Annotated in this window: 20 protein-coding genes; 11 read left to right on the forward strand and 9 right to left on the reverse strand. The window is 64.9% G+C overall.

Annotation, left to right across the window (positions count from 1 at the left end):
• Window positions 1–15: 15 nt before the first annotated feature.
• The 4 genes from AC3WT0_RS02255 (at window position 16) to AC3WT0_RS02270 (ending at window position 3,599) form a co-directional block, all read left to right on the forward strand.
• Window positions 16–972 carry an RluA family pseudouridine synthase gene (locus AC3WT0_RS02255; protein WP_492751084.1) on the forward strand — a complete coding sequence of 319 codons (957 nt, stop codon included), beginning with the start codon at window positions 16–18 and terminating at the stop codon, window positions 970–972.
• A 54-nt stretch (window positions 973–1,026) separates the two neighbouring features.
• On the forward strand, window positions 1,027–1,935 hold the full coding sequence (gene rpoH, locus AC3WT0_RS02260; RefSeq protein WP_492751086.1) for an RNA polymerase sigma factor RpoH: 909 nt from the start codon (window positions 1,027–1,029) through the stop codon (window positions 1,933–1,935).
• A 159-nt stretch (window positions 1,936–2,094) separates the two neighbouring features.
• Complete coding sequence (locus AC3WT0_RS02265; protein WP_492751088.1) at window positions 2,095–3,243, forward strand: hypothetical protein; 1,149 nt, start codon at window positions 2,095–2,097, stop codon at window positions 3,241–3,243.
• Entirely contained in the window at window positions 3,240–3,599 is a 360-nt protein-coding gene (locus AC3WT0_RS02270) for a hypothetical protein (RefSeq protein WP_492751089.1), read from the forward strand. Before AC3WT0_RS02265 ends, AC3WT0_RS02270 begins: the two co-directional genes overlap by 4 nt.
• Window positions 3,600–3,605: 6 nt before the next feature.
• Here the strand turns inward: AC3WT0_RS02270 and AC3WT0_RS02275 are convergent, their stop codons facing one another.
• The gene (locus AC3WT0_RS02275; RefSeq protein WP_492751091.1) at window positions 3,606–4,067 is read right to left on the reverse strand and encodes a GFA family protein; all 462 of its coding nucleotides are present in this window, start codon (window positions 4,065–4,067) and stop codon (window positions 3,606–3,608) included.
• Window positions 4,068–4,206: 139 nt separating this feature from the next.
• On the opposite strand from AC3WT0_RS02275, the gene AC3WT0_RS02280 reads away from it, so the two are divergent.
• Window positions 4,207–4,659 carry a hypothetical protein gene (locus AC3WT0_RS02280; protein ID WP_492751092.1) on the forward strand — a complete coding sequence of 151 codons (453 nt, stop codon included), beginning with the start codon at window positions 4,207–4,209 and terminating at the stop codon, window positions 4,657–4,659.
• 22 nt (window positions 4,660–4,681) lie between these two features.
• Here the strand turns inward: AC3WT0_RS02280 and AC3WT0_RS02285 are convergent, their stop codons facing one another.
• Window positions 4,682–5,128, reverse strand: coding sequence for a cupin domain-containing protein (locus AC3WT0_RS02285; protein WP_492751094.1), 447 nt, complete (start codon window positions 5,126–5,128; stop codon window positions 4,682–4,684).
• Window positions 5,129–5,172: 44 nt separating this feature from the next.
• On the opposite strand from AC3WT0_RS02285, the gene dapE reads away from it, so the two are divergent.
• Complete coding sequence (dapE, locus tag AC3WT0_RS02290) at window positions 5,173–6,300, forward strand: succinyl-diaminopimelate desuccinylase (RefSeq protein ID WP_492751095.1); 1,128 nt, start codon at window positions 5,173–5,175, stop codon at window positions 6,298–6,300.
• A 13-nt stretch (window positions 6,301–6,313) separates the two neighbouring features.
• On the opposite strand, the gene AC3WT0_RS02295 is transcribed toward dapE, so the two are convergent.
• From AC3WT0_RS02295 to AC3WT0_RS02310, 4 genes are all read right to left on the reverse strand, one after another.
• Complete coding sequence (locus tag AC3WT0_RS02295; RefSeq protein ID WP_492751097.1) at window positions 6,314–6,694, reverse strand: VOC family protein; 381 nt, start codon at window positions 6,692–6,694, stop codon at window positions 6,314–6,316.
• 69 nt (window positions 6,695–6,763) lie between these two features.
• Entirely contained in the window at window positions 6,764–7,294 is a 531-nt protein-coding gene (locus AC3WT0_RS02300; protein ID WP_492751098.1) for a Smr/MutS family protein, read from the reverse strand.
• On the reverse strand, window positions 7,269–8,543 hold the full coding sequence (gene mltA, locus AC3WT0_RS02305) for a murein transglycosylase A (RefSeq protein WP_492751099.1): 1,275 nt from the start codon (window positions 8,541–8,543) through the stop codon (window positions 7,269–7,271). Before mltA ends, AC3WT0_RS02300 begins: the two co-directional genes overlap by 26 nt.
• Window positions 8,540–9,190, reverse strand: a complete 651-nt coding sequence (locus AC3WT0_RS02310; RefSeq protein WP_492751100.1) for a Tim44/TimA family putative adaptor protein — start codon at window positions 9,188–9,190, stop codon at window positions 8,540–8,542. The genes mltA and AC3WT0_RS02310 overlap by 4 nt, the downstream gene beginning before the upstream one ends.
• Window positions 9,191–9,363: 173 nt before the next feature.
• Between AC3WT0_RS02310 and secB the strand changes: the two genes are divergently transcribed.
• The 4 genes from secB to AC3WT0_RS02330 all read left to right on the forward strand — a co-directional run bounded on the left by secB (window position 9,364) and on the right by AC3WT0_RS02330 (window position 13,473).
• Window positions 9,364–9,873: a protein-export chaperone SecB gene (secB, locus tag AC3WT0_RS02315; protein ID WP_492751102.1), complete on the forward strand. Its 510-nt coding sequence runs from the start codon at window positions 9,364–9,366 to the stop codon at window positions 9,871–9,873.
• A 150-nt stretch (window positions 9,874–10,023) separates the two neighbouring features.
• Complete coding sequence (murJ, locus tag AC3WT0_RS02320; RefSeq protein WP_492751200.1) at window positions 10,024–11,610, forward strand: murein biosynthesis integral membrane protein MurJ; 1,587 nt, start codon at window positions 10,024–10,026, stop codon at window positions 11,608–11,610.
• A 33-nt stretch (window positions 11,611–11,643) separates the two neighbouring features.
• Window positions 11,644–12,651, forward strand: coding sequence for a tryptophan--tRNA ligase (gene trpS / locus AC3WT0_RS02325; protein ID WP_492751104.1), 1,008 nt, complete (start codon window positions 11,644–11,646; stop codon window positions 12,649–12,651).
• Window positions 12,652–12,774: 123 nt separating this feature from the next.
• Window positions 12,775–13,473, forward strand: a complete 699-nt coding sequence (locus tag AC3WT0_RS02330) for a DUF4136 domain-containing protein (protein ID WP_492751106.1) — start codon at window positions 12,775–12,777, stop codon at window positions 13,471–13,473.
• A gap of 103 nt (window positions 13,474–13,576) precedes the next feature.
• Here AC3WT0_RS02330 and dnaA read toward each other — a convergent pair whose 3' ends face one another.
• From dnaA to mutM, 3 genes are all read right to left on the reverse strand, one after another.
• Window positions 13,577–14,941, reverse strand: a complete 1,365-nt coding sequence (gene dnaA / locus AC3WT0_RS02335) for a chromosomal replication initiator protein DnaA (protein ID WP_492751108.1) — start codon at window positions 14,939–14,941, stop codon at window positions 13,577–13,579.
• A gap of 418 nt (window positions 14,942–15,359) precedes the next feature.
• Entirely contained in the window at window positions 15,360–15,623 is a 264-nt protein-coding gene (gene rpsT / locus AC3WT0_RS02340; protein ID WP_492751110.1) for a 30S ribosomal protein S20, read from the reverse strand.
• A gap of 121 nt (window positions 15,624–15,744) precedes the next feature.
• Window positions 15,745–16,554 (reverse strand): bifunctional DNA-formamidopyrimidine glycosylase/DNA-(apurinic or apyrimidinic site) lyase, encoded by an 810-nt coding sequence (gene mutM / locus AC3WT0_RS02345; protein WP_492751112.1) that lies wholly within the window; start codon window positions 16,552–16,554, stop codon window positions 15,745–15,747.
• Window positions 16,555–16,664: 110 nt separating this feature from the next.
• On the opposite strand from mutM, the gene AC3WT0_RS02350 reads away from it, so the two are divergent.
• Window positions 16,665–17,396, forward strand: a complete 732-nt coding sequence (locus AC3WT0_RS02350; RefSeq protein WP_492751113.1) for a class I SAM-dependent methyltransferase — start codon at window positions 16,665–16,667, stop codon at window positions 17,394–17,396.
• Window positions 17,397–17,411 lie beyond the last annotated feature (15 nt).

Raw genomic sequence — 17,411 nt, forward strand, 5'->3', positions numbered from 1 at the left:
CCTACATCCCTAGCAATGGTTCCGGGGGTTTCCACATTCAAAGCGGTGATCGATGGCGAGGCCGATGGCTGGCGCCTCGACCGCGCGCTGGCACGCGCCCTGCCGACGCTGTCGCGCGAGCGGCTGAAGGCGCTGATCTCGTCCGGGCAGGTCGTCCGCGACGACACCGACATCGTGCGCGATCCCGCGACCAAGGCCCTCACCGGCCAGAGTTTCGCGGTCGCCGTGCCCGAGCCCAGGCCCGCGCATAACGAGCCGCAGGACATCGCGCTCGAGATCGTCTTCGAGGACGATCACCTGCTCGTCGTCGACAAGCCGGCGGGGCTGGTCGTCCACCCGGCGGCGGGCAATCTCGACGGCACGCTGGTCAATGCGCTGCTCCATCACTGCGCCGGGCGCCTGTCCGGCATCGGCGGGGTGGCGCGGCCGGGGATCGTCCACCGGATCGACAAGGATACGTCGGGGCTTCTGGTGGTCGCCAAGACCGATCGGGCGCATGAAGGGCTGGCGAAGCAGTTTGCGGCGCACAGCATCGACAGGCGCTATAGCGCGATCGTGGCGGGCATCCCCAATCCGGGATCGGGATCGGTGGACGCCCCCCTCGCCCGCAGCCCGCACGACCGCAAGAAGGTCGCGATCGTCGGCGAAGGGCGCGGCAAGCGCGCGGTGACTCACTACCGGCTCGTCAAGCCGCTCAGGGAAGCGGCAATGGTCGAATGCCGGCTCGAAACCGGGCGGACGCATCAGGTGCGCGTCCATATGGCCTCGATCGGCCACCCGCTGCTGGGCGATCCGGTCTATGGCCGCACGCGCCCCGCGCACCGCAACATATTGAAGGAATTGGGATTTCACCGTCAGGCGCTGCACGCCGCCCATCTGGGGTTCGTGCATCCGATCAATAGTAGCAGTTTAGCGTTCGATAGCCAATTACCCATGGATATGCAGGAACTGTTCAGGGCAGTTGGCGTATAAGCAGTTCGAAAAGGACCGGAGTCGCAACCTCCGGCCAGGGAGTTTCCGAAGATCATGGAAAACGGCACCAATGTACCGGCCACCATCCCCGCGCTGGGCGGAGAGGCGAGCCTCAATCGCTATCTTGCCGAGATCAGAAAGTTTCCGCTGCTGACCCCTGAGCAGGAATATATGCTCGCCAAGCGCTTCCAGGAGCATGGCGACACCGAGGCGGCGGCCCAGCTCGTCACCTCGCACCTGCGCCTCGTCGCCAAGATCGCCATGGGCTATCGCGGCTATGGCCTGCCCGTGTCCGAGCTGATCAGCGAAGGCAATATCGGCCTGATGCAGGGCGTGAAGAAGTTCGAGCCCGATCGCGGTTTCCGCCTCGCCACCTATGCGATGTGGTGGATTCGCGCCTCGATCCAGGAATTCATCCTGCGGTCGTGGAGCCTCGTGAAGATGGGCACCACCGCCGCGCAGAAGAAGCTGTTCTTCAACCTGCGCCGGATGAAGTCCAAGCTCGACGCGTTCGAGGACGGCGATCTCAGCCCCGAGCATCTCGCCAAGATCGCCAAGGATCTGGGCGTGACCGAGGAAGAGGTCACCTCGATGAACCGTCGCATGGCGATGGGCGGCGATACCTCGCTCAACGTCTCGATGAACGAGGATGGCGAAGGCCAGTGGCAGGACTGGCTCGCCGACGAAGGCCCGTTGCAGGACGAACGCCTTGCCGACGCCGAGGAAAAGGACGTGCGCCACGCCCTCCTGATGGAGGCGATGGACGATCTCAACGATCGCGAGAAGCACATCCTTGCCGAACGCCGCCTCGCCGACGAGCCCAAGACGCTCGAGGAACTGAGCCAGGTCTATGGCGTGTCGCGCGAACGCGTCCGCCAGATCGAGGTCCGCGCCTTCGAGAAGCTGCAGAAGGCGATGCTCAAGATCGCCGGCCAAAAGAGGCTGCTGCCGGCGACGGCGTAACGCCCGGACGAATGCCGAACATCCGCGCCCGCCCTCGACATTCGAGGGCGGGCGCGATGCATTTTTGGGGCATTCGCTATCATATAACCATATAGGTTATTTTCTTGCTTTGTTGGAAAGTTCCTGAAATGTTCTCGCTTGAGAACGGAGGACGCCAACGTGCAGCATCGTTTATCCGCCGAGCCCAAATCGGCAGAACGCCTCGCTTTCGAACGATATTTACGGACCGGATTTCGCGCGGAGCAGCAGCCCGGCGCGCTTGAGCACAAGTTCAACCCCTATCACGATCCACGCGACGGGCGCTTCACCTTCGCGCCGGGCGGCCCGCGCTCGCTGAGCCGGGTCGTCGTTTCCGACCGTCGCGGGCTTTCACGTGCAAAGCCGCCTTCGACCGCTTTTCCGACTGATGGCGGTCCGAGCGCCCGCCAATCATCGCCGTCCGCCGACCAAGCCGGCCAGCTCAGCAATGCGATATTCCAAAGCGACGGCACGCCGGCAGCATTGCTGCATCTTGCTCAGTACCGCCCCGGCCCGCGAGGCAGGATAGGCAGTAACAACGGCCCGCCGATCACAGACCCCATGACCCTCCACCAGGTTTTTCCGGGCCTGGCCAACGCACCCGCCGGCGGCATTATCGCGATGGCGGACCACTTCCTGGATATCAGCGGGCCCGCGCGCCAGTTGACGACCCAGCTGACCGAGGAGCACGTCTCGCTGCTTATTCGGCAGATCAAGGCTCTGGATCCCAAATATGTGCCGGCTATTCTGGCCTTCCCAACCACACCGGCAGGTCAGGCCAATCTCGTCAATCACCTTCGGATGGAACGCGCCGTGGCCTTCTATCGCGCTCGCAGTGAGTTAAGACCGCTTCAGGTCGAGGTAATTCGGTTTCTCCAAAACCGAACAAACGACGCATATGACCGCGGAGTCGAAGCCTACAATTTAGATCGATTGTCTGTAAAACTATCGCGCGAAGAAGCCATTGGGAATTTTATCGACAAAGATGTCAGACAACAATTGAGAGAACTCTACAACAACCACCGAATTACCATATCAAAAATGGGAGACATACGGATCATCGGCCGAGAATATGATTCAAGTGGGACCGATTTGACTTACAGAATCCCCGACGCGCGCATCGGTGATATCATGATAGACATAACCTTATCGAGAAAGACCATTTCATCTCAACAAATACGTGGCTTCTTCAACAGCGACATGGACCCCAAAACGGTTGTGATAATACGGCCGCGTCAAGTCGGAAATGATAGTGTCTACGTGATTACAAATCCAGGAAGGCGAAAATGATCAGAAATTACAGCCCATATATCCCCAAAACGATCGGAGAGATCACGGATCAGCTCGGATCTATGATGCTCTGGGCACCAACATTTAAGGATGTATCGGGCTGGTTCCCGGAAAAAAACATCGAGACAACCTTCTTTGCGCTTAATGAAGGCCTCGAAAATGTTAAAAAGAAAATCGGGGACGAAAAATTTCAGACACTAATGGAGCTTTCCAATAGGATGCGCGCTCATTTCGAGGCGGACCCTGACGACCAAACCGACGATACAATCAAAGGACGTGAGTGTATCCTCGAGATGGAAACGATCCTCCGCGCGAGCAATTCACGCAGGAAGCCCCGAGGCGATAACGACGCCTGAGCGGGATCAGAACACCCGCGCCGCCAGCCCGCAAACCGCGATCTCGCTGCGCAGATAGCCCTCGTAGCGCGGCAGGCTATCCGCCGCGTCGGCCTGCCGCCGGTGATAGAAGATATGCATCGCGGGCGGCGGCAGGCGTTCGGGATGTTCGAAGCTGGCGCTGGGAATGAAGGCCAGCATGACCGACCCGAACCCGCCATATTCGATCGCCGGCTTACCGCATGACCGGCAGGTGCCGCGATTGATGTTGGGCGGCAGGCGATATTTGCGGAAGGCGACGCTGCCCAACCGCACCGCCGTCACATGCTTCGCCCGCATCACCGTCATGTCCGAAAAGGGGTTGCCGGTGAACGCCTGGCAGATGGTGCAATGGCAGATGAAGCGCGCCAGCTTCGGCGTATCGATAGCGAACGTGCTCCCGCCGCATGCACAGGCCGCGCGCTGAGTGAGCGGGGCGATTATACCCATGACGAACTCTCCCGTTCGGTTTTTGCGACTTCCATTCCCAAGACTATTCGCTCGGAAACGGTGCAGTTTGATCGTCGGATGTCTTGCGCACAACGCCTGTGTGACGCGTAATTGCTTTTGCTCTGCGGGCTAGAGCATCTTGGCGCCTGGGGGCCAGAGTAAGGCGCGGACCGGTGACGGTTCAGGCTCTTCGAACCTGAGCCGAACAGTCGATGCCGCATCGATGAAAATCACATTGAACGAGCGTCCGATGCCAGCCAAATATACTCAATATATACCAAAAACATATGGCGACATCATGGATCAACTCGGATTCATGATGCTCTGGTCGCCGACGTTCAAGGATGTGTCCGGCTGGTTCCCCGAGCAAAACGTCGAAACGACCTTCTTCGCGCTCAATGAGGGGTTGAAGTGCATTCGGAAACAGCTGGGCGAGGAGACCTATGCGGCCCTCATGGCGCTGTCCGACCGGATGCGCGCGCATTTCGAGGCCGATCCCGAGGACAAGACCGACGATACGATCAAGGGCCGCGAATGCATCATGGAAATGGACGAATTGCTGCGCGCGAGCAGGTCGCGCAAGAGAAGCTGACGCTCCCTGCGTCGCTGCCCGTTCAGAATTCCGATCCATCCTTGCGCCTCTGGCCCACGCCGGTGAACAGGTGCATGTCGATATCGGGATAGTGGCAATCGGTCTCGGCCGGCCTGCCCACCGCCACGAACACGCAATCCGCATCGCTTTCGTTGACGATGGCATGGCCGTTGCCGTCGCCCTTGGGGAAGGCAGCGACATCGCCCGCGCGGAGCGTGGTGCGGCCATGATCGTCGATCAGCACCCCTTCCCCCGCGATCATCACCACCAGTTCGTCCTCGCCTTCATGCCAGTGGCGCTGCGAAGACCATGCGCCGGGCCTCAGTACGACATGGCTCGCGCCGAAATCGCTGAGGCCCGCCGCCGGGGCAAGGCGTCGATACCAGCGCTCCTGCACCTTGTCGGCATATTGCGGCGGATAGCCGGTGGCGTTGGTCTGCGGAATCGCATCGAGATCGAGCTTGGGCATGACGCACTCTATGCAATTTCGGCGTGTCCCGCTAACCGCCGATCATGCTCGATCCCGTCACGCTCGCCCAGACCCTCATCGCCTGCGAAAGCATCACCCCCGCGCGCGGCGGCGTGTTCGATGCGCTGGAGGCAATGCTGGCGCCGCTGGGCTTCGCCGTCGAGCGCTTCGTCGAAGGCGAGGCGCCCGACGGGCCGGTCGAGAATCTGCTCGCCGTCCGCGCACGCGGTGGCCGCCATTTCGCCTTCGCGGGGCATCTGGACGTCGTGCCGCCGGGGCAAGGCTGGGAAAGCGCCCCCTTCGCCCCGGAGATCAGGGGCGATCTGCTTTACGGACGCGGCGCCGTCGACATGAAAGGCGCGATCGCCGCCTTCGTCGCGGCGCTTTCCGCTGCGGAGACGTCCGAAGGCACGATCAGCCTGCTCATCACCGGCGACGAGGAAGGTCCGGCGATCCACGGCACCCGCGCGCTGCTCGATCGCATGGCCGAGCGCGGGCTCCGCCCTGACATGTGCCTCGTCGGCGAACCTACGTCGGTCGATCGGCTGGGCGACATGATGAAGATCGGCCGGCGCGGATCGGTGAATATCTGGATCGAGGTGCCCGGCGTGCAGGGGCATGTCGCCTACCCTCACCTCGCCGACAATCCGATCCCGAAGCTGGTCGCCATCCTGTCCGCGATCGAGGCGATCCACCTCGACGACGGCAATGACTGGTTCCAGCCCTCCAACATCGAGATCACCGACCTGGAGGTCGGCAACCCTGCGACCAACCTGATTCCGGCGGCGGCGCGCGCACGGCTGAGCATCCGGTTCAACGACATGCAGCGGGGCTCCGATCTGGTCGCGCGGATCGAGGCGATCGCCGTCGGACATGCACCGGGCGCGACGGTGAAGGCGCTGATCTCGGGCGAGGCCTTCCTGACCGAGCCGGGGCCGCTGTCCGATCTCGTCGCGGCGGTGGTGCGTGACAGGCTGGGCGTCGAGCCGGTGCTGTCGACCACCGGCGGCACGTCCGACGCGCGCTTCATCTCGCGCGTCTGCCCGGTGGTCGAATTCGGCCTGCTCAACGCGACGATGCACAAGCTGGACGAAGCCGTCGCGGTCGAGGATTTGCGTGCGCTGGCGCTGGTCTATCGGGACATCGTCGAACGCGCACTGGCCGCCGGCTGAAACTGCCGTCGCTTCAGGCGGGCGGCTGCCACAGTTCGATCGCGTTGCCCTCGGGGTCATGGAGCCGGGCGAAGCGCCCGACCTCGGGCTGGTCCCACTCGGCGCGCGTTTCCACCGCAATGCCGGCTTCGCGCAAGGAGGCGATCAGCGCATCGATCTCGCCAACGCGCAGGTTGAGCATCCATTGCTTGTCGGCCGCGAAATAATCGGTGTCGGCGCGGAAGGGCGCAAAGACTACTGGCCCGCCCTCGGTCTGCCACGACCATTCGTCGACCTTGGCGTCGGGATCGGAGACGCAGCCCGCGCCGATATTGAGGTGCGTGCGATACCAGGCATTCAGCGCGTCGGGATCCTTCGCGCGGAAGAAGATGCCGCCAATGCCTTTGACCGCCATACGCCTGCTCCTCGCCGGATCGACTGCGCGCAGCCTGCATCCGATCGCGTCCGCCGACAAGCGCTCCGCTCAGGTCCGGCGGCGACGCAGGATGATGTAGAGCGCCCCTGCACCGCCGTGGCGCGGATGCGCGTTGCGGACGGCCGCGATCGAGGCGGAATGACGCGAGGCCGCAAGCCAGTCGCCGACCGCCGCGCGGATCGCGCCCCGTCCCGTTCCCTCGCCACGCGGCGGCTTGCCGGTGACGAGCAGCAGCACGCGCGCGCCGCCGATGATTGCGTCTTCCAGCCCCCTGTCGAGCGCGGCATGCGCGGATGCGAGCGTATGCCCATGCAGATCGATCGCGCGATCGGGGATCACCGCGCCGCGCGTCAGGCGCTTGTCCCACCCGCCGTCGAGCGTGTTGGCATCCTGCGCGCGTGGCGAGCGCTTGGGCGGCTCGGGCAGCGTCGGGCGGATGGCAATGGGTTTGGGAGGCGGCTTCGCGCCGCCGTCAGCCGCCGCGACCAAAGGCCGCGCCTTGCCGGCAAGCGGAGTCACCGTAGCGGCGACGCGCGCCCACAGCGCGCGCTCCTCAGCGTCGAGCCGACGGCCTGCCATAGGCCGACTCCGACTGGAGCCGCGCCAGCGTTCCCACCGGCAGCAGCAGGAAAGCGGTGCCCCGGCCCGACATGCCGCCGGCAATGGCGCGCGCTTCGTCGCCCGCGCCCCAGAATGTGTCGAAGCGGTTGGCGCCCTTGATCGCGCCGCCGGTATCCTGCGCGATCCACACGCCCGTGCCTTCGCGCCGATCGAGCGACAGCCAGACCGGCGCGCCGAGCGGAATATAGCGCGGATCGGCGGCAACCGTGGCGCGCGGCGTCACCGCCACGCCCATCGCGCCGATCGGCCCCGGGCCGGTCAGCTCGCGGAAGAACACCCAGCTCTTGTTCTCGCGCATGATGTCGCGGCCCTGATCGGGGTGATCGTGGAGCCACTGGACGATGCCCTGCATCGATGCCTGATCGGGGCCGATCAGCCCACGCTGGCGCATCAGCGCGCCGATGCCGGTATAGTCGCGGCCATTCTGCCCGTCATAGCCGATGCGCATCACGCTGCCGTCGGGCAGGCGCAGGCGTCCCGAACCCTGAACCTGCAGGAAGAAGAATTCGACAGGATCGGCGGCCCAGGCCATTTCCAGCCCCTGCCCCGCCAGCGCACCCTGCTCGATCTGCGTGCGATCATAATAGGGAACCAGCGTCTTGCCGTCGAAGCGCCCGCTGATCCGCTTGCCCTGCAGGCTGTCGGAAAACGGGCTGAGGTCGATCTGCAGCAGATCGGCTGGCTTGCGATAGACGGGCACCTGATAGCCGGGGCCGCGCGTACGCGATCCCATGATCTCGGGCTCGTAATAGCCGGTCGCGAAGGTCGCGCCGCTGCCCACCTGCGCGGTTTCGAACCAGCGCGTGAAGAAGCCCACGGGATCGCCGTCAGCGCTTGCCGCCGCGCTGCACGCGCCCTGCCAGTCCTGTGCGCGCGTTAGCCCGCTTGCGTCGGTGCGGCGGAGCAGGCCGGGGCAGCTGGTGCGGAAGGCCTGGAGCGCGGCGCGCGCCTGTTCACGGTCGAAGGGCAGGCTCGAAACCAGCGGCCCGGGGACGACGCCTGCCACCCGCGCGCTGCCGGCGTCGGGCGACGGCGAAGGGGCCAGCGCTGGTGGCAGCGGAGTAGCCGGCGTCGGCTGGCGAACCGGCGGATTGGGTTGCTGCGTGGACGGACGATGATCCGAAGGCACGCCAGCCGGGACGATCCGCCCCGAGCAGCCGGCCAGAAGCAGCAGGGCGGCCGTCGCCGCCCAAAGAGCGGGCCTCACGCCGCTTCGTCGGTGTCGGAAAGAACCCAGTTCGGGTCCTTGTCGCGCAGCGTGCGGGTGAAGGTCCACACGTCGTGCGTCGGCACTGCATCATCGAGCGAGCCGGCGATGACATTGCCCTCGCTGTCGCGCGTGACGGCGGCGATATCGGCATCGAAACGCACAGTGACGCTGGCGACGCGGTTCTGGACCGAAGCCGCCGCGATGACGGCCTGTTCGATCGAGACCAGCCGGTTGTCGAGCGTCTGTCCCGCATCCTTGCGCGCGGCGATCGCCTCTTCGAAGGACGCGCGCACGTCGGGCGAGGCGAGCCAGCCCAGTTGCTCCTCATCGCCCTTCCAGAAAGCCTCGAGGATCATGCGGTAGGCCGAACGCGCGCCTTCGAGGAAGCGATGCGCGTCGAACGAGGAATCAACGGCGATGATCGCCTTCACGCCTGCGACGGCGGCCGGCTCGATCACTGAGTCGGCAGTAACGGGCGCTTCGGGCTGGAGATCGGGAATGGAGCGCGCCGAGGGGATGGTCACCACCCGCTCCTCGGCCGGTTTCGCGATCGTCTGCTCATGCCCGCTGCGCTTGCCCAGCACCATATAGAGGCGCAGGGCCAGAAAGGCCGCGATCATGGCGAGAATGACAATAACGAGCACCTGACCTCCAGTTCCGCGGAACGTCGCGCGGAATCCCTACATAAGCGCGAGAGGTGAATGATTCAAATATATCCGCCGCTGCGTGCGCGCCCTATCTTGTTCCATTGCCCTTGGTCGCCGCGCCATGCTAGGCGCGCCGCCGATCAGTTTCTGCACAAGAAGGGTTTTCGACAATGGCCGAAGAATTTGGCGCGCCGGGCGCGGGCGATGCGCTTCCCAACGGCGCCGACACGCTGCCGCAGGTCGGCCTCATCTCGCAATATGTGAAGGACCTGTCGTTCGAGAACCCGAACGCGCCGGCCGTTTACCAGTGGCAGAGCCAGCCGCAGATCGACATCCAGTTCAACATCGCGTCGAACCGCGTCGGCGACGACGTGTATGAAGTGGTGCTGAAGGTCGAGGTCCGTGCCGAGGGCGACGGCCAGGTCGCATTCCACGTCGAGCTGTCCTACGCTGGGCTTTTCGGGCTGCGCAACATCCCGGAAGACCAGATCCAGTTCATCCTGATGGCGCAGGCGCCGGCGCTGATCTTCCCGTTCGCGCGCCGCGTGCTGGCCGATGCCGTGCGCGACGGCGGCTTCCCGCCGCTGCTGCTCGAGCCGATCGACTTCGGTTCGATCTATCTCCAGCAGGCGCAGGCCCAGGCCGAGCAGGCCGGGTTCGGCGTGACCGGCCAGGCCTGATCCGCCACCGGTGATATTGAAAGACACCGTTCGGGCTGAGCCTGTCGAAGCCCTCTTCCTTCTTCTCGTGAGGATGAAGGAAGAGGCTTCGACAGGCTCAGCCCGAACGGGTATTTGCAAGAACCGCTGGATGCACGGCTGGGCTGCCCGATGAACCTCGTCCGCGCGACCGCGACGATCGGCGGGCTGACGCTGATCAGCCGCATCCTCGGTTTCGTGCGCGACATGCTGATGGCGCGCTTCGTCGGCGCCGGACTGGCGTCGGATGCCTTCCTGATCGCGTGGCGGCTGCCCAACCTGTTCCGCGCGTTGTTTGCCGAAGGCGCCTTCGCCTCGGCCTTCGTGCCGATGTTCAACCGCACGATGGGCGAGGCCGAATCGAAGGGTCATCCCGCCCCGCTGCGCGCCGCGCTCGACTTCACCGAACAGGTTCTGTCGGTGCTGCTGCCGCTGCTGATCGTCTTCACGATCATCATGATGTTCGCCGCCGCCCCGATCGTCTGGGCGATGACCGGCGGCTTCCCCGACGGCGGGGCCGACAAGTTCGACCTGACCGTCCAGCTGACGCGCATCACCTTCCCCTATCTCGCGCTGATCAGCCTCGTTTCGCTGCTCGGCGGCATCCTCAATTCGCTTCACCGTTTCTGGGTGAATGCCGCCGCTCCCATCCTGCTCAACATCTGCATGATCGTCGGGCTGATCTTCTTTCGCGGGCATAGCGAGATCGATACCGCACGGACGCAGGCGATCGCCGTCACCGTATCGGGCGTGATGCAGCTCGCCTGGCTGATGCTCTCGTGCCGGCAGGCAGGCGTCTCGCTGCGCCTGCGCAGGCCCAGCCTTTCGCCGCAGGTCAGGAAGCTGCTGGCAATCATCTGGCCGGCGGCGCTGGGCGCTGGCGCTGTGCAGTTCAACCTGCTGATTTCGACCACACTCGCCGCGCGCTTCCTGCCGCAGGGTGCCGTATCCTATCTCTATTATGCCGACCGGCTGAACCAGCTTCCGCTGGGCCTGATCGGCATCGGTGTAGGCACCGCGATCCTGCCGATGCTGTCGCGCCAGATCGGTGGTGGCAATGATGCCGCGGCCAATCACACGCAGAACCGCGCGATGGAGCTTTCGCTGCTCCTCACCCTGCCTGCGACCGCCGCCTTCATCGTCTCGGCCGTGCCGCTGATCCACGCGACGCTTCAGCACGGCGTGTTCAGCGCCGCCGATACGATCGCCAGCGCCAATGCGCTCGCCGCCTTCTCGATCGGCCTGCCCGCCTATGTCTTGATCAAGGTGCTGACGCCCGGCTTCTATGCGCGCGCCGACACGCGGACGCCGGTGCGGATCGCGCTGCTCGCCATGCTGGTCAACCTCGTCGGCAACCTCATCCTGATCTGGCCGATGGGGCATGTCGGCCTCGCGCTGTCGACCGCGATCTCGGCCTGGGTCAATGTCGGGCTGCTCTATCTGACGCTCCACCGGCGCGGGCAATTCTCGGTCGATGCGCAGTTGCGCCGGCGCACGATCCGCCTGCTCGGCGCGACGGTTGCGATGACCGCGCTGCTCCTTATCCTCAACCCGATCGTCGACGCGCATAGCGGACGCGGGCTGATCGAGCGCATCGTCGCGGTGGGGCTGATGATCGCGGCGGGCGGCATCGTCTATTTCGGCGCGGCCTTCGCGCTGCGCGCCTACGGGCTTGCCGAACTGAAGCAGCAGTTGCGCCGCCGCCCGCCTGCGGCTTGACGCGGAGCTTCGGGGAAGCGAGAGGCGGCGGCTATGGCAAAGCGCATCGTCTCGGGCATCCAGCCCACCGGAAACCTTCACCTCGGCAACTATCTGGGGGCGATCCGCAACTGGGTGCGGATGCAGGACGATAATGAGGGCGGCGATACGCTGTTCTTCCTCGCCGATCTCCACGCCATCACCGTCTACAATGACCCGGCCGAACTGACCGCCAACACGCGCGAGATGGCGGCGGCGCTGCTCGCGGCAGGGATCGATCCCAAAAAGGCGATCCTGTTCAACCAGACGCGCGTGCCCGCGCATTCCGAGCTCGCCTGGCTGCTCTTCTGCACCGCGCGGATCGGCTGGCTGAACCGCATGACGCAGTTCAAGGAGAAATCGGGCAAGAATCGCGAGGGCGCGAGCGTCGGCCTCTATGCCTATCCGGTGCTGCAGGCGGCGGACGTGCTGCTCTATCAAGCGACGCACGTCCCCGTCGGCGAGGACCAGAAACAGCATCTGGAGCTGGCGCGCGACATCGCGACCAAGTTCAACACCGACTATGCGACCGAGCTGTTCACCCTGCCCGAGCCGTTCATCCCGCCCGCCGCCGCGCGGATCATGAGCCTGCGCGACGGTAGTGCGAAAATGTCGAAGTCCGACCCGTCGGATGCGTCGCGGATCAACCTGATCGACGATGCCGACACGGTCGCGCAGAAGATCCGCAAGGCCAAGACCGATCCCGATCCGCTGCCCGGCACTGCCGAAGGGCTTGAGGGGCGGCCAGAGGCGCGCAACCTGATCGCCATCTATGCCGCGCTCACCGATCGCAGCGTCGGCGACGTGCTGGCCGAGCATGAGGGCAAGGGCTTTGGCCAGTTCAAGCCGATCCTCGCAGATCTGCTCGTCGAGACGCTCGCCCCCATCCGCGCGCGTTTCGAGGAGTATCGCCGCGATCCGGCGGAGATCGACCGGCTGCTTGGCGAAGGCGGCGCCCGCGCGGCCGAGATTGGCGCACCCACGCTTACGCGCGCCTACGATGCGCTGGGATTGTGCCGATAGAGGACAGTTCGTCGCGCGCATGCATCCACTTGCCGTGCTGCACGTTCAACCCTTATTCAGTTGGCCAAGCGCATCCTCCGGCCACCTGGAGGATGCTCTTTCTCGATTTGAAGGTCGCCCAAGATGCTGACTGCAAAGAAGATACTCGCCGCTGCTCTCCCCGTGACGCTGCTTGCGCTCGGCGGATGCGCGACGCCGTTCAACGCCAAGGTCTCGCGCTTCCAGCAATTGCCTGTGCCGCAGGGACAGACTTTTGCCGTCGAGCCGGGTGATCCCCGCCTGCAGGGCGGACTTGAATTCTCCCAATATGCCGCGCTGGTCAGCGAACATCTGGCGCGCGTCGGCTATCGCCCGGTCGAAGCGGGCGCCAAGCCCGATCTCGTCGTCCGCGTCGCCTACACCGTCGATCACGGCCGCGAGAAGATCCAGTCGACCCCCGGCTGGGGCTATGGCGGCTGGGGTGGCTGGGGCGGAGGTTGGGGTGGCTGGGGTGGTTGGGGCGGCTATCGCCCGATCGTGACCCGTGGCGGCCGTATCGCCTATGCGCCCGGCTTCTATTACGACCCGTTCCTGTGGGGTGGCGGCTGGGGCGGCACCGACGTCAGCAGCTATACCGTCTACACCAGCCAGCTAAACGTGATGATCGTCCGCACATCGGATGGCACGCACCTGTTCGAAGGCAAGGCGCAGGCGATCTCGCGCAGCAACGACCTGCCCTATCTCGTCCCAAACCTGATCGAGGCCATGTTCACCGGCTTCCCGGGCAATTCGGGCGAGACGGTGAAGATCACTGTGCCGCCTCCGCCCAAGGCCAAGGGCTGATCGGCGCGGCCGCCGGCCAGAACGGAAAAGCCCCCGACCGCAAGGCCGGGGGCTTTTCATTTGGGCGACGGTCCGGCGCGGGCCGGAGCTTGCCGAACGAGGCTCAACCGCCGAGCTGGCGGATCAGCGCGCGGACGTCGGCGTCCATGTCCGCATCCTCGGCGCGCATCTTCTCGATCGTCTTGACCGCGTAGATCACCGTCGTGTGATCGCGCCCGCCGAAGCGACGGCCGATCTCGGGCAGCGAGCGCGGCGTCAGCCGCTTGGCGAGATACATGGCGATCTGACGCGGCCGGGCGACCGAGCGCGCGCGACGCGCCGAGACCATCTCGGCCTGGCGCATGCCATAATGCGCCGAAACCGCTTTCTGGATCTCGTCGATCGTCACGCGGCGCGATCCGGCGCTCAGCATCTCGCCAAGTACTTCCTGCGCGAAGGCGAGGTCGATCGTGCGATCGTTGAGCATCGCATAGGCCGAGAGGCGGTTGAGCGCACCTTCCAGTTCGCGGACGCTGCTCTGGATGCGATCTGCGAGCAGGGCGAGTACGTCGTCGGGAATCGCGACTTCGGGCGTCGCGGCCAGCTTCGCGCGCAGGATGGCGAGGCGCAGCGCCTGACCGGCAGGCTTGATGTCGACGACGAGGCCGCTGGCGAGGCGCGACTGGATGCGGCCTTCCATGCCTTCCAGCGCCTGCGGGCTGCGATCGGCGCTGATCACGACGCGCTTGCCCGAATGCATCAGTTCGTTGAGCGTGTGGAGGAATTCCTCCTGTGTCGAACCCTTGCCGGCGATGAACTGGATGTCGTCGATCATCAGCAGGTCGGCCGAGCGCAGCCGCTGCTTGAAGCTCAGCGTATCGCGGTCGCGCATCGCGGCGACGAAATCGACCATGAACTTCTCGGCCGACATGAACAGCACCGACGCGCCGGGGACGCGCTGGCGATAGACATGTCCGATGGCGTGAAGAAGGTGCGTCTTACCTTGCCCGGTAGCCGAATGGATGAACAGCGGGCTGAGCGCGAGTGCGCCCGACGCGAGTCCCTTCGCCGCGTTGAACGCGACTCGATTCTCCTCGCCGACGACGAAGCTGTCGAAGGTGAAGCGCGGATCGAAGCCGTTCGCCAGCGCCGGATGCGCAATCGGCGTGACGGCCGGATTTGGTTCGGCGGCGTAGACCGGCAGCGTTTCCTCGGCTGCGGCAGCGCCGATGCGCACGTCGCGCACGGCGGGCAGCAGCGCACGCCATGCCAGCCGGATACGATCGGCATAATGCGCGCTGACCCAGTTCGCCATGAACTCGGACGGCAGTGTGAGGTTGACGATCGCGCCGCCTTCCTCAACGCCGGCAAGCGCCGCCGGCTTCAACCAATGGTCAAACACCCGCGCGCCGCAATCGCGACGCAGCCCCTCCCGGATCGACGCCCAGGCCGCCTTGTAGGCATCCCCGGTCGCGTCAACATGCTCCATCCGTTCGATCTTCCCCGATACCACTGCTTGCAATGCCCTTCACGCTGCGCCGACGCGCCCACGACGACGCAAACCTGCCCCCATGCCGGAATCACTTCCGGCACCATTGAACACGCTCTCAGACTGACCCGGCCACGCGATCGCGCGCCGGGAGGACAAGTTCTAAGGACGCCGATACGAGTCGAGCAAGGGTGCGACCTGTCAAAAATCAGAAATAAAGAAGTTGACGAGGGATTCCCTAGCTTTTCGCGCGTCTCAAAATAACCACCTGGAACAGGGCGAAAAATCGGAAGTGTCGGCACAGTTTACACGACGAATCGCGGATTCTCCGTCATCGACACGTCACCATTTTGAAACATTAAAAGGCCCGCAAGCATAGCTTGCGGGCCTTCCGAACTTTGACAGCTGTGCGACTCGGTTAGCCGAGCGACGCGACTCGCTTGGTCAGGCGCGAGAACTTGCGCGCCGCAGTGTTCTTGTGGAGCACGCCCTTGGCGACGCCGCGCGCCAGCTCAGGCTGCACAGCCGCGATGGCTTCGTCAGCGGCCTTCTTGTCGCCGGCGGCCAGCGCGGCCTCGACCTTCTTCACGAAGGTGCGGATGCGACCGATGCGGTTGCCGTTGATCTCCGCGCGACGCTCGTTGCGCCGAATCCGCTTCTTTGCCTGCGGCGTGTTCGCCATGCTCTCGAAACCTCGATCAAAATGAAAAGGGCCGCGGAATCGTCTCCGCGCCCGGAAAGGCGGCCCCCTTAACCTCGCGACGCCTGCGGGTCAACAGGAGTCTGGGGATTCGGGGCCGATATCAATGCTGGCACGCCGCGCACCAGAATGTCGACCGGCCCGAATCGACCATGCGTTCCACCGCTGCCCCGCAGGCCGGGCAATCCGCGCCTTCGCGCCCATAGACGCGCCAGTCCTTCGCGAAATAGCCCAACTCGCCATCGGGCCGCGCATAGTCGCGCAGTGTTGACCCTCCCGCCGCGATCGCCGCCGTCAGAACCGCGCGAATCGCCGGCACCAGTAGCTCGATCCGCTTGCGCGAAACCTTCCCCGCCGCCCGGCGCGGGGCGATGCCGGCGATATGAAGCGCTTCGCAGACGTAGATATTGCCAAGCCCCGCAACGATGCGCTGATCGAGCAGCATCGCCTTGATCGGCGCGGCGCGGCCCGCGAACGCTGCCAGCAGATGATCGACGCTCAACCCCTCACCCAATGGCTCGGGCCCCATAGCGGCGAAGGGCGGATAATCCTCCCCCGCCCCCACCAGATCGACGAAGCCGAAGCGGCGCGCATCGTTGAGCGCCAGTCGCCGCCCCTCGTCCGTCTCGATCAGCAGATGGTCATGCGGCAGCACTTCGCCCGGATCGAGCCGCCAGCGCCCCGACATGCCGAGATGGAAGATCATCCGGTCGCCGCGATCGGTGTCGATCAGCCCATATTTGGCGCGCCGGCCAAGCCCGGTGATGCGCGCGCCGGTCAGCCGCTGGCGCAGGTCGGGCGGGAATGCGTGGCGAAGATCGGGGCGCCGCGTCTCGATCGCCGCGATCACGCGGCCCTCCAGCACCGGGCGCAGGCCGTTCACCGTCGTCTCGACTTCGGGCAGTTCGGGCATCGGGGTCCTGTTCAAATGGTTGGCGAGCCGGTGCCGCCAAAACAACGAAATACAGCTAAGGGCTCACCCGCGCTTCACAAGCCCACCCCGGAACGGCTACGGGTCGCGGCATGAGCGAAACCGTCTCCTTCGGCTATACCGATGTCGCCCCCGAGGAAAAGACGCGCCTCGTGCGCGGCGTCTTCTCCAACGTCGCCGCGCGCTACGATCTGATGAACGACGCCATGTCGGGCGGGCTGCACCGTTTGTGGAAGGATCGCTTCGTCCGCCGCGTGAAGCCGCGCGCGGATGAATATATCCTCGACATGGCCGGCGGCACCGGGGACATCGCGTTCCGCCTCGCCGCATCGGGCGCGCACGTGACGGTCGCCGACATCAATCCCGAGATGCTGGAGGTCGGCATCGGTCGCGCCGCCAAGCGCGGGATCGACGGGCTGGTATGGACCGAGGCCAATGCCGAGACGCTGACTTTCCCGGATCGCAGCTTCGATGCCTACACGATCGCCTTCGGCATCCGGAACGTCACGCGCATCCAGCGGGCGCTAAACGAGGCGCATCGCGTGCTGAAGCGCGGGGGCCGTTTCTTCTGCCTCGAATTCTCGACCACCGAATGGCCGGGCTTCGGCGAAGTCTATGACGCCTATTCGCACCATCTGGTGCCCAAGCTCGGCAAGGCGCTGGCCGGCGACGAGGAAAGCTATCGCTACCTCATCGAATCGATCCGCCGTTTTCCCGACATGCCGACCTTCGAGGGCATGATCGCCAAGGCCGGCTTCGCCCGCACGCATGTCGAGCCGCTGCTCGGCGGCCTCGTCGCGATCCACAGCGGCTGGAAGATCTGATCTTGCCTTTTTTTT

The organism is Sphingomonas sp. EU05-FHT14C10 (assembly GCF_058790595.1).